13 protein-coding genes are annotated in these 12478 nt (G+C 73.3%); all 13 read right to left on the bottom strand.

All coding sequences use genetic code 11. From position 1 onward, the window contains the following. Positions 1–54 precede the first annotated feature (54 nt). Positions 55–669 (bottom strand): hypothetical protein, encoded by a 615-nt coding sequence (locus BUE30_RS04440; RefSeq protein WP_073326667.1) that lies wholly within the window; start codon positions 667–669, stop codon positions 55–57. Beyond that, a complete protein-coding gene (locus BUE30_RS04435; RefSeq protein WP_073326666.1) occupies positions 666–1256 on the bottom strand; it encodes an MOSC domain-containing protein in 591 nt (196 codons plus the stop codon). The genes BUE30_RS04440 and BUE30_RS04435 overlap by 4 nt, the downstream gene beginning before the upstream one ends. A 97-nt stretch (positions 1257–1353) precedes the next feature. Beyond that, complete coding sequence (gene ftsH / locus BUE30_RS04430) at positions 1354–3264, bottom strand: ATP-dependent zinc metalloprotease FtsH (RefSeq protein ID WP_073326665.1); 1911 nt, start codon at positions 3262–3264, stop codon at positions 1354–1356. A gap of 81 nt (positions 3265–3345) precedes the next feature. Next, the gene (gene tilS, locus BUE30_RS04425) at positions 3346–4536 is read right to left on the bottom strand and encodes a tRNA lysidine(34) synthetase TilS (RefSeq protein ID WP_073326664.1); all 1191 of its coding nucleotides are present in this window, start codon (positions 4534–4536) and stop codon (positions 3346–3348) included. Positions 4537–4564: 28 nt separating this feature from the next. Beyond that, on the bottom strand, positions 4565–5389 hold the full coding sequence (locus tag BUE30_RS04420) for a tetratricopeptide repeat protein (protein WP_073326663.1): 825 nt from the start codon (positions 5387–5389) through the stop codon (positions 4565–4567). Positions 5390–5432: 43 nt separating this feature from the next. Next, positions 5433–5975, bottom strand: a complete 543-nt coding sequence (gene pal / locus BUE30_RS04415) for a peptidoglycan-associated lipoprotein Pal (RefSeq protein WP_073326662.1) — start codon at positions 5973–5975, stop codon at positions 5433–5435. Between the two features lie 75 nt (positions 5976–6050). Then, positions 6051–7337, bottom strand: a complete 1287-nt coding sequence (gene tolB / locus BUE30_RS04410; RefSeq protein ID WP_425303919.1) for a Tol-Pal system beta propeller repeat protein TolB — start codon at positions 7335–7337, stop codon at positions 6051–6053. 391 nt (positions 7338–7728) lie between these two features. Beyond that, positions 7729–8976 carry a hypothetical protein gene (locus tag BUE30_RS17730; protein ID WP_073326660.1) on the bottom strand — a complete coding sequence of 416 codons (1248 nt, stop codon included), beginning with the start codon at positions 8974–8976 and terminating at the stop codon, positions 7729–7731. Between the two features lie 7 nt (positions 8977–8983). Continuing rightward, a complete protein-coding gene (gene tolR / locus BUE30_RS04400; RefSeq protein WP_073326659.1) occupies positions 8984–9454 on the bottom strand; it encodes a protein TolR in 471 nt (156 codons plus the stop codon). Positions 9455–9457: 3 nt separating this feature from the next. Then, positions 9458–10132 carry a protein TolQ gene (gene tolQ, locus BUE30_RS04395; RefSeq protein WP_170865610.1) on the bottom strand — a complete coding sequence of 225 codons (675 nt, stop codon included), beginning with the start codon at positions 10130–10132 and terminating at the stop codon, positions 9458–9460. Positions 10133–10220: 88 nt separating this feature from the next. Beyond that, positions 10221–10670 carry a tol-pal system-associated acyl-CoA thioesterase gene (gene ybgC, locus BUE30_RS04390; protein ID WP_073326657.1) on the bottom strand — a complete coding sequence of 150 codons (450 nt, stop codon included), beginning with the start codon at positions 10668–10670 and terminating at the stop codon, positions 10221–10223. Next, complete coding sequence (locus BUE30_RS04385; RefSeq protein WP_073326656.1) at positions 10667–11302, bottom strand: hypothetical protein; 636 nt, start codon at positions 11300–11302, stop codon at positions 10667–10669. The genes ybgC and BUE30_RS04385 overlap by 4 nt, the downstream gene beginning before the upstream one ends. A gap of 144 nt (positions 11303–11446) precedes the next feature. Continuing rightward, the gene (ruvB, locus tag BUE30_RS04380) at positions 11447–12475 is read right to left on the bottom strand and encodes a Holliday junction branch migration DNA helicase RuvB (RefSeq protein ID WP_073326655.1); all 1029 of its coding nucleotides are present in this window, start codon (positions 12473–12475) and stop codon (positions 11447–11449) included. Positions 12476–12478: the final 3 nt, after the last annotated feature.

Below are 12478 nucleotides of genomic sequence, written 5' to 3'. Positions count from 1 at the left end.
TCGCCGTCCGCGGGCGACCCTCGCCGGGTATCCCCGCCGAATCGCCCGGGATCGTCAGGCCGGGGCGGACCCGTCGCGGCGCCACCCCCGCTGCACCAGGGCGACGGTCCACAGCACCGACAGGGCGAAGACCAGCTCCAGCGATTCCTCGGCCAGGCGCGCGATCTCGACCGTCCGGGAGCCGAGATCCACCCCGAGGGGCGCGACCTTGCGGGCGATGCCGTCCAGCGACTTGGCGAGCGCGGCGAGGGCCACGCCCCCGGCCAGCAGAAGCGCCCAGATCCGGCCGCGGCGGAGCGCGGTCACGAAGGGGCGCATCCCCGCTTGCGCCCAACGGGTCAGCGCCCAGACGAGCAGGCCGATCACGGCGAGACCGATCGCCTTCTGCCAGAAGGGCGCCGCCCCGATATAGAGGCCGGTTCCGAGGATCCCGCGCTCGAACGGCGCCTTGTCGAGATCGAATTCCCGCGCCGCCAACGCGGCGATCAGGATGGCCGCCGCCGATCCGCCCCCCCGCGCCAGCCACAGCAGCAGCGCGGCGAGCAGGACGAGGGCCGAGGCCAGCTCGACCGCACCGCCCTCGCGCGCGATCGCGCTCGTGCCCTGCAGGCCGATGGCGATGGCGACCCAGAGGGCGACCGCGGAGGTGACGAGGATCGCCGCCCTCAAACCGGCCGCCAGGCGCGCTGGTCCGGCAGATGCAGGCGGAGCGTGTCTCCGAGGGACAGAACCCCTTCGCGCTCCACCCAGGCGGTGACGCCGCGCCGGCCCTTCGCCGCAGCCTTGAAGGCCTTGCCGTGGCCCGGGGCGGCGCGCTCGATCTCGCGGGCGGGCAGGTTGCAGGGGCGGTTCTGCATGTCGACGACCAGTGTCGCGCCGTCGGGCCCCTGAAGACGCGCGGAGGGCGGCAGGTGGCTGAAATCGGGCAGCCCCTCCAGCACCAGCGTCGCGCCGAGGAGGGCGGGATCGAGAGCGTCCAGTCCGATCCCGGCCGCGATGGCCGCGATCTCCTCTCCGCTCATGAGAGAGAGCTGGCGCACATTGGCGATGGTCGTCCCCTTCGGGTGCTGGGCAGTCACGCGGCTGCAGGAGGGCCGGGTCAGGCCGCCATGCCGCACCTCCCCCTCCGGGCCGGCGAAGGTCAGGCGCAGGCTCTGCCGGTGGACCGATCGGATGTCTCCCTCCCCCTCCGGGTTGGGCGACACGCCGAGCCAGGTGATCCGGGCGGCATGGTCGGTCGGGACGAGGGCGGGCATCGGGGGCACCTCCTGCGGGGGAGTGCCCGTATAGGGCATGGCCCCGGAACGAGAAAGGCCCCGCCTCGGGCGGGGCCTCGATCGCGGACCGGGCCGGTCAGGCGGAGGGTTCGGGCTCCAGCCCCGGCTTGCGCCGCCCGCCGGTCTTGGGGATCGCGGTGACGCTGGCCCCGCCGGAGGGCGGCGTCGGATCGGGATCGTCGTCGCCACGGTTCAGCGGCTCGCCCGCGATGACGCGGGTGATCTCGTTGCCGGTCAGCGTCTCGTATTCCAGCAGGCCCTGGGCCAGCCGCTCGAGGTCGTCCGCCCGCTCGGTCAGGATGCGCTTGGCGGTGTGGTAGCCCTCGTCGATGATCTCCTTGACCTTGTCGTCGATCATCTTCTGCGTCGCGGCGGAATGGTTGGTGCCGCCCGAATAGCCGCCGAGATAGCTCTGCTGCTCGTTGGCGTAGTCGACATAGCCGAGGTCGGGCTCGAAGCCGAACTGCGTCACCATCGCGCGGGCGATCTTCGACACCTGCTGGATGTCCGACGCGGCGCCCGAGGTCACGTTCTCGGGCCCGAAGATCAGCTCTTCCGCGACGCGCCCGCCCATCGCCATCGCGATCTTGGACTTGTACTTCGTCAGGCTGACCGACAGCTGGTCCCGCTCGGGCAGCGACAGGACGAGGCCGAGCGCACGGCCGCGCGGGATGATCGTCGCCTTGTGGATCGGGTCGTGCTGCGGGACGTTCAGACCGACGACGGCATGACCGGCCTCGTGATAGGCGGTCAGCTTCTTCTCGTCCTCGGTCATGACCATCGAGCGCCGCTCGGAGCCCATCATGACCTTGTCCTTGGCGTTCTCGAAATCGACCATCGTGACGAAGCGCCGGCCGACGCGGGCCGCCATGAGCGCCGCCTCGTTCACCAGGTTGGCGAGGTCCGCGCCCGAGAAGCCGGGCGTGCCGCGCGCGATGATGCGCAGGTCCACGTCGGGGCCGAGCGGCACCTTGCGGGCATGCACGCCGAGGATCTTCTCGCGGCCCTTGATGTCGGGATTGGGCACCTGCACCTGCCGGTCGAACCGGCCGGGGCGCAGCAGCGCGGGGTCGAGCACGTCGGGGCGGTTGGTCGCCGCGACGATGATGATGCCCTCGTTCGCCTCGAAGCCGTCCATCTCGACCAGCAGCTGGTTCAGCGTCTGCTCGCGTTCGTCGTTGCCCCCGCCGTAGCCGACGCCGCGCGAGCGGCCGACTGCGTCGATCTCGTCGATGAAGACGATGCAGGGCGCGTTCTTCTTCGCCTGCTCGAACATGTCGCGCACACGGCTGGCGCCGACACCCACGAACATCTCGACGAAGTCCGAGCCCGAGATGGTGAAGAAGGGCACGCCCGCCTCGCCCGCGATGGCGCGGGCGAGCAGCGTCTTGCCGGTCCCGGGCGGGCCGACCAGCAGCGCGCCCTTGGGGATCTTCCCGCCGAGGCGGCTGAACTTCTGCGGGTTGCGGAGGAACTCGACGATCTCCTCCAGCTCGTCCTTGGCCTCGTCGATGCCGGCGACGTCGTCGAAGGTCACGCGGCCATGCTTCTCGGTCAGCAGCTTGGCACGGGACTTGCCGAAGCCCATGGCGCCGCCGCGCCCGCCGCCCTGCATCCGGTTCATGAAGTAGATCCAGACGCCGATCAGCAGCAGGAAGGGCAGCAGGGACAGGATGAAGGTCGTGAAGGTCGACTGCTCCTGGCTGCGCGCCTGCACCGGGATGCCTTCCGCGATCAGCAGGTCGGTGATCTGCGCGTCCTCGGGCTTGATCGTGACGTATTGCCGACCGTCGGTGCCGGTGTAGCGCACCTCCTCGCCGTCGAGCGTCACCTGGCTGACGTTGCCCGCCTCGACCGCGGTGACGAAGTCGGAATAGTTCCGCGCGTTGCTGGCCAGCGTCGACTGCCCGCCCGAGAACAGGTTGAAGAGCGCCAGGATCAGCAGGAACAGGACGACCCAGAAGGCGATGTTGCGCGCGTTGCCCAAGACAGGCTCCTCCACATGGGGTGTTGGCCCCGTCTAAGGGGGCGGCGGCTTCGGCACAATGTAGGGATTGCCGTCCGGCGTTCAATTGCCGGTCAGGATCGCCGGAAAGTCCCCGTGGGGAGAGCGTTCGGCGATCCAGACCGGACCGTCCGCCCCCGGCGGCGGGTGGACGACCTGCCCGTCCACGCGCAGGCAGGGCAGCGCGGCGCAGAGGCGGCGGGGCGCCTCGTCCGGGGCCGCGTCCGCGCCCCAGGCGGCGATGGCGGCGCCCGGATGCGGCGCGGCCAGGGCCCACCGGCCGTCCCATCGCGCGCCCGCCTCCGCCGGGACGGAGAGATCCGCCACCGCCCGCGCCTCGCGCCCGATCCAGAGATCGGCTTCCCGCGGGACCAGCATCGCGCCGTGCAGGGTCGCCGTACCGCCGGACAGGGCGCGGTCGACGGCAGAGGCCAGCGCCTCCTCCCGCGGGCGGTAGGGGGCGGAGGCGACGTGGCGCAGCGCCCCGGCCAGCAGCCGCAGCCTGGTCTCGGGATCCAGCGCTGCGAGCCCGTCGCGGTCCAGTCGCAGCAGGCCCGGCCGCGCCGGGCGCAGCAGGGCCCGCGCCGCCTCGTGCGCGCGGGCCTCGAGCGCGCGACGGGCGCGGGCCATCCGTCCCGCCGTCGCGGCCAGCCGCGCGCGCGACAGGCCGAGCGGGGCCAGCGCCTCGAGCGCGGCGCGGGCGCGGACCCGGTCATAAGCAGGATCGTCGTTGGACGGATCGTCGACGAAGGGAATACGCAGCGTCGCCAGGTAGTGGCGCAGTTCGGCCCGCGTCGCATCCAGCAGCGGGCGCAGGACCGTCAGGCCGGCGAGGTGCGTCCGTGGCGCCATGCCCGACAGACCGTCGACCCCCGACCCGCGCGCGAGACGCAGGAGCAGCGTCTCGGCCTGGTCGTCCTGCGTATGGGCATATAGGACTCCGGCGCCCCCCGCCCACGCCCCCAGCAGGGCGTGGCGGCCGCGGCGGGCGGCGTCCTGCAGGTTGCCCTGCCCGTCCCAGTTCCAGTGCAGGGTCTCGTGCGGCAGGCCTAGGCCGCGCGCCTCGTCCGCCACCAGCGCCGCCTCGGCCGCGGCCTCTGGCCGCAGGCCGTGATCCACGGTCGCGACGCGCAGGCCGATTCCCATCGGCCGGGCCCAGCCCGCCGCCAGATGGAGCATCGCCATGGAATCGCCGCCGCCCGACACGGCGAGGCAGAGGCCGGCGGGGAAGTCCGGCCCGGTGAGATCGCCCATTGCCCCGGCGAAACGCCGGGGCAGCGGCTCAGCCGCAGGCAAGCTGGGTCATGGTGGCGCGGGCCTGCCCCTCGTATTCGGACCCCGGGAAGCGGTTGCCCACCTCGCCCAGCGTCACGCAGGCATCCTGCACCTGGCCGAGCGCGCCCAGCGTCGCGCCGAGCCGGAACAGCGCCTCGGGCGCGGTCCCGCCGTCCGGCGCGCCGGAGAAGGCCTCGAGATAGGCGCGGGCGGCGGTGGAGAGCTCGCCCGACTGCTCCAGCGCGCGGCCGCGGAGCAGCTGCGCCCGCGCCGTCAGCGGGCTGCCGGGATAGGTGGCGAGGAACCGGTCCAGCGCCGCCACGGCGCCGACGCCGTCGCCGCTGTCGAACAGCGCCTGCGCCGCGTCGAAATCGGTCTGCTCGGACATGGCCAGCGCCGGGCCGCCCGTCTCCTGGCTGGGCGCGGGCGTCGGCACCTGGGCCTCGACATCGACACCGCCGAGCGGAGGGGTGTCGCCCAGCGCGCCGATGTCGCAGCCGGGCTCGATCTCGCAGATCCGGAATTCGAGGTCGCCGATCCGGTTCGTGCCGTCGGTGACGACCCGGTTGATCCGGAACTCCAGTTCCTCGGCCTTGGAGGTCAGGCGCTGCACCTGCGCCTCGAGCGCGTCGAGCCGCTGGAGCGCGGTGTTGCCGCCGGCGCTCGGCGTCGTGGCCCCGGTCGCCTGCAACTCGGAGCGCAGCCCGTCGAGCTGGCCGAGGAGCCCGGTCAGCTCGCCCCGGATGTCGGCCAGGGTCTGGGCATCCTGCGCCGGGGCGAGCCCCGGCCAGGCAAGGGCGAGGGCGACGATGGACCTGCGGACGAACCTCATGCGGAAACTCCTCGGATCGGGGCTGCGCGCCCGCCCGGCGCGATCAGCCGATTGTGGCGATCGAGATCACCGTGACGGCCCGGCGGTTCTGGTTGTAGCAGCTCTCGTCCGAGCAGACGGCCACGGGGCGTTCCTTGCCATACGACACGGTGCGCAGGCGGGTTCCCGGCACCCCGCGCGAGATCAGGTATTCCCGCACGGCGTTGGCGCGGCGCGCGCCCAGGGCGACGTTGTACTCGCGCGTGCCCTGCTCGTCGGCATGGCCCTCGATGATCGCGGTGTAGTTCGCGTTCGACAGCAGCCATTGCGCCTGCCCGTCCAGCGTCTGCATCGCCTGCGCCGTCAGGGTCGACTGATCGACCTGGAAGAAGACGCGGTCGCCGACGGTCTGGTTGAAGTATTCCGGGCTGGCCGGATTGTTGGCCCCGAGCGCGCCGGTGTCGATGCCGCCCGCGCCGTTGAGGCCGGCCGCCGCGTTCGGGTCGAGCGGCCCGTTCGCGCCCGCCCCGCCGAAGCGGTCGGGCCGGGTGCAGGCCGAGAGGGCGACCGTGAGGCCGAGAACGGCGACGAGGAGGGTCGATTTCATGTCAGGTCTCGCAGATGGGGGCGCGGCATCGATGCCGAACGGTTAACACGGGGGGCCTCCGCGGGGGAAGCGCCGTCAGGGCTGGAGCGGCCCCCAGCTGGCGTCGGAGGCGAATTGCGTGCCCGTCGTCACCTGCCGCAGGTTCCGACCCGAGATGTCGACGGTGTAGAGCGACGGCCCGCCGGTCTCGCCCTGGGTCTCGCGCGTGAACATCAGCACGCGGCCGTTCGGGGCCCAGGTCGGGCTCTCGTCCAGGAACGAGGCGGTCAGCAGCCGCTCCTCCGAGCCGTCAGTGCGCATGACGCCGATATGGAAGCGGCCCGCATTCTGCTTGGTGAAGGCGATGAGGTCGCCGCGCGGGCTCCAGACCGGCGAGCCGTAGCGCCCCTCGCCGAAGCTGATCCGACGCGGCTCGCCGCCGCCCATCGGCATGATGTAGAGCTGCTGCGTGCCCGAGCGGTCGCTCTCGAACACGATCTGGGTGCCGTCGGGGCTGAAGCTGGGCGAGGTCTCGATCGAGGGGGCCTCGGTCAGGCGGGTATTCGCGCCCGAGGCGAGGTCGGTCATCCACAGGTCGGTATTGCCGCCCGTCGCGACCGAGTAGATCATCCGCTGCCCGTCGCGCGAGAAGCGGGGCGAGAAGGCCATCTCGCCCGGCGCGGTCGGCACCGGCCGCGCGCCGGGAGCCGAAACCTGCAGGAGCGAGATCGACGGGCTGCCGCCGGTGTAGTCGGTATAGAGCACCCGGTCGCCCGAGGGCGAGAAGCGCGGGGCGAGCACGATGGCGCCCGACCCGGTCAGGTATTGCAGGTTCGCCCCGTCGTAATCCATCACCGCGAGACGTTGCTGGCGGGCGCCCTTCGGCCCGGTCTCGGCCACGAAGACGACGCGGCTGTCGAAATAGCCGCCCTCGCCCGTGATCCGGCTGTAGACCTGGTCCGCGACCTTGTGCGCGATCCGGCGCCAGCCGCCCACCGTGCCGGCAAGCTGCTGCCCGGCGCCGAGCTCGGCCCCCGAGAAGACGTCGTAGAGGCGGAACTTCACCGTCAGCTGGTCGCCCTGCACCGACACCGCCCCGGTGATCAGCGCCTGCGCGTTGATCGCGCGCCAGTCGGCATATTGGACCGGCGCGGCGAAGCCGGACGGGGTCGAGATGAACGAGGCCTGCGGGATCTGCCGGAACAGGCCGGTATTCGTCAGGTCCTGCGCGACGAGCTGGCTGATGTCGGCGGCCACCTGCTCGGCCCCCGGCGTCTCGACCTCGAAGGTCGGGACCGCGAAGGGCAGCGGCTCGATCACGCCTTCCGTGATCTCGATCCGCAGCGGCCCGTCCTGGGCGGCGGCCGGCGCGGCATAGAACATCAGCGACAGGGCGAGCGCGGCCAGGAGGCTCAGCGCGGCGCCGGCGGCGGCGGTCAGGATCGGTCGGAGCATGGTGTCCTCGGGGAAAGGGCGGGCGACGCGGGCATAGACCCTGCGGACCGCGCGGGAAAGCGGGGGCTGCGACACTGGGCCGACTTGGGCGGCGGCCCGCCCGAAGCCGCCTTGGGCGGCGGCCCGCCCGGGGCCGACTTGGGCGGCGGCCCGCCCGGGGCCGACTTGGGCGGCGGCCCGCCCGGGGCCGCCTCGGCCGGGGTGCGGCCCGGGGCCGCCTGGGGCCGGGGCTGTCCGGGCCAGCGATCGGCGGCGGCGGCCGGTCCCCGGCGGGGGGCCATCGGCGCCGCGATGCGGCCGGCGGGGGCAGCGGCAAACGTCACTGGATGCGCATCTGGCTGGGATTGAACGTCATCTCGACCAGCCGCCACTGGGCATACTTGTCGGCCGGCAGGTCGAACCCGTCGCCCTGGCAGCGCAGCACCGCCCTCCGCGCCGCCTCGTAGGCGGCGTCGGCCGCGGCGCCGGACCCGCCATTCGCGCCCATCCGCTCCACCGCGTTGCCGACGACGCGCCCGTCGGGCGTCAGCTCGAAGGCGACGGTCACGGTCACGCTCGCCGCCTCGGAGCCGACATCGACGTTCCAGCAGGCCTGCACGGCGAGGCGGAAGGCATCGCGCTCCGCCCCCGTCATCGGCGGCCCCTGGTTGGCCGGCGCGGCGGAGGACGCGGTCTCGGACGGTGCCGGATCGCCGGCGAGAGAGCCGATCAGGTCGTCGATCGTCGCGTCCTCGACCCGCACGTTCTCGGACGAGGCGGCCGTGGTCTCTGCCGGGGTCTCGGCGGGCGTCTCTGCCGGCGTCTCGGCCACCTGCGGGGCCGGCCGCGCGGGCCGGACCGGGGGGCGCGGGGCCGTGGTCGGGGCGCCGCCCGCGGGCGTCTCGGCCTCGGTCACGATCTCGGTCGTCGCCTCCTCCGGCGCCGTCTCCTCCGGCTCGTCCTCGACGATCTCGGCCTCCGGCTCGGGGGTCGGGGTCGCCTCCTGCGAGACGGCCTGGTCCGGCGCCGCGTCGGGGGGCGGGGCCGGCGCCGCCTCGGGCGCGACGCGCGGCGCGGGCCGCGGGATCGGGCGCAGCGCGGCCGTCAGGTCCGGCGCGCCGGCGGGGGGCGTCTCGGGCGCGGGCGGCGCGATCTCGGGGGCGACATCCGTCACTTCGGCCGGGGGCAGCGGATCGGGCACCGCTTCGGGCAGGGGATCCTGCGGCGGCGCCGGAACGGGGGGCTCGGGGGTCGGCGGCTCGGGCGCGGGGGGCTCGGGCTCGGGCGGGGCCGGCTCGGGCTCGGGTTCCGGCGGCGCCGGTTCGGGCTCGGGCTCCGGTTCGGCGACCGGGGCGGGTTCGGGGGCGGGTTCGGGGGCCGGCTCCGCCTCGGGCTGGACCACGCTCGGCTCGGGCGAGGGCTGCGGCGCCGTGGCGGCGACCAGCGCGTCGTATTCCGCGCCCGACACGACCGACACCTCGGTCACCTCGAAGTCCAGCGGCTCGTGCTGCAGGCCCCAGCCGACCAGCAGCCAGCCGATCAGGACCGTGTGCCCGCTGGCCGAGACAATGGTGCCCGCCGATGCCATGGCCGCCCTACTCCGCCCGCGGGGTCGTCGCGAGGTCCGTCACCAGCCCGATATTCGAGAAGCCGCCGCCGTTGAGCAGCCCCATCACCCGCGCCACGGTGTCCCAGGAATTTGCCCCGTCGGCCCGCAGGAAGACGCGGTCGCTGGTCCGCTCGGCCGCGATCGCCGTCAGACGCTCGACCAGCTCGTCCTCGCTGACCTCGGTGGTCTGGATCTGGATGCCGCCGTCATTCGTGACGGTCACGGTCAGCGGCTCCTCCTGGTCCATCGGCAGGGCGTTCGCCTCGGTCTGCGGCAGGTCGACCGGCACGCCCACCGTCAGCAGCGGCGCCGCCACCATGAAGATGATGAGCAGCACCAGCATCACGTCGACGAAGGGCGTGACGTTGATCTCCGCCATGGGCTGGGTGCGGCGCGCCCGGCGCCGGCGGCGGTTGCCGCCCCCCCCATCGCCCGATTTCATGACCCCCGCGCCCATGGCTCAGCTGTCCAGCTGGCGGGAAAGGATGGTCGAGAACTCGTCGGCGAAGGCCTCGTAGCCGGAGGCGATCCGATCCGCGTCGGCCGAGAGCTTGTTGTAGAAGATGACCGCCGGGATGGCCGCGATCAGGCCCAGGCCGGTGGCGAGCAGCGCCTCGGCGATGCCGGGCGCGACGACGGCGAGGTTGGTGTTCTGCGCCTCGGCGATCTCGATGAAGGCGTTCATGATGCCCCAGACCGTGCCGAAGAGGCCGACGAACGGCGCGGTCGAGCCCACGGTGGCGAGGACCGGCAGGCCCTTCTGCAGCCGCTCGGTCTCCTTGGCGATGGCGACGTCCATGCTCCGGTCGATCCGCGCCTGCGCCCCGGCGATCAGCCCGCCATCCTGCCGGTGCGAGCGGCGCCATTCCATCATCCCGGCGGCGAAGATCTTCTCGCTCGACCCGGTGGGCGTGGTCCCGATCTCCTCGAAGAGCTCGTCCAGCGGCTCGCCCGACCAGAAGGCCCGGTCGAACCGCGCCGCCTCGGCCCGCGCCCTGCGATACTGGATCCACTTGTCCACGATCACCGCCCAGCACCAGATGCTGGCCGCGATGAGGAGAAGCATGACGATCTTCACGATGATCGTCGCGCGGGCGAAGAGCGCCCACATCGTGTAGTCTGCTGCCGTTTCCATCTCTGCCCGCCGTACCGCTGGGCCTCTGACGGGCCCGTTCCGTGCGCTCATACCGCATCGACGGCGCGAAATCCAATGCGGTGCGCGATCACGAGCGCGTTTGCGCCGCCCCTGTCGCGGGCGGGCCTCCCCCGCCCGCGACAGGGCCGAGCGCGCGCAGCGTCCCCGGCAGCCGCACGGGCCGGCCGCCGGGGCCAAGGCAGACCAGCGTGACCTCCGCCGAGAAGAGCGGCACCTCCCCCCGCGCGATGCGCTGGTCGAGGACCATCCGCGCCGGACGAACCTCGATCGCCCGCGTGGTGACGACGAGCACGTCGTCCAGCCGCGCGGGGGCGAGGAAGCGGGCCGCGAGCTCCGCCACCGCGAAGGCCCGGCCCGACGCCCGCAGCGCGTTCTGGTCGATGCCGAGCTCGCGCACCCAGGTGGAGCGGGCGCGCTCGATGAACTTGAGGTAATTGGCGTGGTAGACGATCCCGCCGAGATCCGTGTCCTCGTACCAGACCCGCGTCTCGAAGCGATGCGGCGCGGGGCCCGTCACCCGCCTGCGCCCCCCGGCCCGGCCGCGATCCGGGCCGCCAGCCGCAACGCCGTCTCCGTCGCCTCCGAGGCATCGGGAAGGACGGGATCGTAGGCCGCCGCGATCAGCGCGCCGATCTCGGGGCGCAGCACCGCGCGCCCGTCCGGCAGCAGCGCCAGCGGCGAGGCCCCCGCGAAGGCGCCCTCGGCGAAGGCGAGCATGATCTGCGCCGTCTCGCCCAGCGCCAGCGTCGCCGCTTCCATCCCCGCCGCCTCGTCGATCCGCAGGAAGACGAAGCAGGCCCGGATCGCCCCGTCCGCCTCGAAGCGGAAGGCGCGGAACCGGTCCGCCCCCGCCGCCTCCAGCCGCGCGCCGAGTTCCGGCGTGCCGACCAGCCGGTCGAGATCGGGCACCGCGTCGAGCTCCGCCCAGTCGCGGCAGCAGAAGACCATCACGTTCGAGCCGAGCTCGGGATCGGTCTCGGCCATGTCGCGCCCCGCAAGGGTGCAGAGCGCCCGGAACGCGCCGTGAAAGGCGGCAAGCGTGGCCTCGTCCACGCCGAAGACGACGGGGGCGAGCGGCCGCCGCCAGCGGGCGAAACGGAAGGCGCCGTCCGGCGCGGTGAACATCGCGGCGATCGTGTCGTGGTCCATGCCGCCCGCCTATCACGGCGCGCCCGCGATGCGAACCGCCCCGCATCCGCGCGCCTCCCGCCCCTTATCTTGCCCGAAATACTCCGGGGGGCTCGCGCAGCGAGCGGGGGCGGAGCCCCCTTCCCCCGGTGCGCTCGCCCGCGCTCAGTCGAACAGCGCACCCTGCCCCGGCGGCCGCGGTGCCTCCAGCCCCAGATGCCGCCACGCGCCCTGCGTCAGCATCCGGCCGCGCGGCGTGCGCTGGATCAGTCCCTGCTGCAGCAGGTAGGGCTCGATCACCTCCTCCAGCGCGTCCCGCGCCTCGGAGAGCGCGGCCGACAGCGTCTCGATCCCGACCGGGCCACCGCCGTAATTCTCGGCGATCAGCGCCAGGTAGCGCCGGTCCGCGCCGTCGAGGCCGATCGCATCCACCCCCAGCCGCGTCAGCGCCCGGTCGGCGATGGCCTGCGTGACCGTCCCGTCACCCTCGACGATGGCGAAGTCCACCACCCGGCGCAGCAGCCGCCCCGCGATCCGCGGCGTGCCCCGCGCCCGCGCGGCGATCTCGCGCGCCCCGTCCGGCGAGGCGGGCGCGCCCAGCAGCTTCGCCGCCCGCGTGACGATCTCGTGCAGCTCGTCCACGGTATAGAACTGCAGCCGCGTCGGGATGCCGAAGCGGTCGCGCAGCGGCGTGGTCAGCAGGCCCAGCCGCGTCGTCGCCCCCACCAGCGTGAAGGGCTGCAGCTCGATCCGCACGGTGCGCGCCGCCGGCCCCTCGCCGATGACGAGGTCCAGCTCGAAATCCTCGAGCGCCGGGTACAGCACCTCCTCCACCGCCGGGTTCAGCCGGTGGATCTCGTCGATGAAGAGGACGTCGTTGCGCTCGAGGTTGGTGAGGATCGCGGCGAGATCGCCCGCTTTGGCCAGGACCGGACCGGACGTCATCCGGAAGTTCACGCCCAGCTCGCGCGCGACGATCTGCGCCAGCGTCGTCTTGCCGAGACCGGGGGGCCCGAAGAACAGCGTATGGTCCATCGCCTCGCCCCGGCGGCGCGCGCTCTCGATGAAGACCGAGAGGTTCGCCCGCGCCTCCGCCTGGCCGATGAACTCGCCCAGCACCTGGGGGCGCAGCGCGCGGTCGCCGTCCTCGGGCCGCGCCTCGCCGCGCAGGTCGGGATTGGGATCCGTCGACATGTC

This window comes from Wenxinia saemankumensis (genome assembly GCF_900141735.1).
Classification (GTDB): Bacteria; Pseudomonadota; Alphaproteobacteria; order Rhodobacterales; family Rhodobacteraceae; genus Wenxinia; species Wenxinia saemankumensis.
The sequence above is the reverse complement of the archived record's forward strand: the minus strand, read 5'-3'. Positions and strand labels throughout refer to the sequence as shown.

What these genes read in the sequence shown, in the direction of transcription:
- BUE30_RS04435 (WP_073326666.1), bottom strand. Translation starts at nt 1,256, where the DNA reads ATGCCCGCCCTCGTCCCGACCGACCATGCCGCCCGGATCACCTGGCTC.
- tilS (WP_073326664.1), bottom strand. Translation starts at nt 4,536, where the DNA reads ATGGGCGATCTCACCGGGCCGGACTTCCCCGCCGGCCTCTGCCTCGCC.
- BUE30_RS04420 (WP_073326663.1), bottom strand. Translation starts at nt 5,389, where the DNA reads ATGAGGTTCGTCCGCAGGTCCATCGTCGCCCTCGCCCTTGCCTGGCCG.
- pal (WP_073326662.1), bottom strand. Translation starts at nt 5,975, where the DNA reads ATGAAATCGACCCTCCTCGTCGCCGTTCTCGGCCTCACGGTCGCCCTC.
- tolB (WP_425303919.1), bottom strand. Translation starts at nt 7,337, where the DNA reads ATGTTCTATGCCGCGCCGGCCGCCGCCCAGGACGGGCCGCTGCGGATC.
- BUE30_RS17730 (WP_073326660.1), bottom strand. Translation starts at nt 8,976, where the DNA reads ATGGCATCGGCGGGCACCATTGTCTCGGCCAGCGGGCACACGGTCCTG.
- tolR (WP_073326659.1), bottom strand. Translation starts at nt 9,454, where the DNA reads ATGGGCGCGGGGGTCATGAAATCGGGCGATGGGGGGGGCGGCAACCGC.
- tolQ (WP_170865610.1), bottom strand. Translation starts at nt 10,132, where the DNA reads ATGGAAACGGCAGCAGACTACACGATGTGGGCGCTCTTCGCCCGCGCG.
- BUE30_RS04385 (WP_073326656.1), bottom strand. Translation starts at nt 11,302, where the DNA reads ATGGACCACGACACGATCGCCGCGATGTTCACCGCGCCGGACGGCGCC.
- ruvB (WP_073326655.1), bottom strand. Translation starts at nt 12,475, where the DNA reads ATGTCGACGGATCCCAATCCCGACCTGCGCGGCGAGGCGCGGCCCGAG.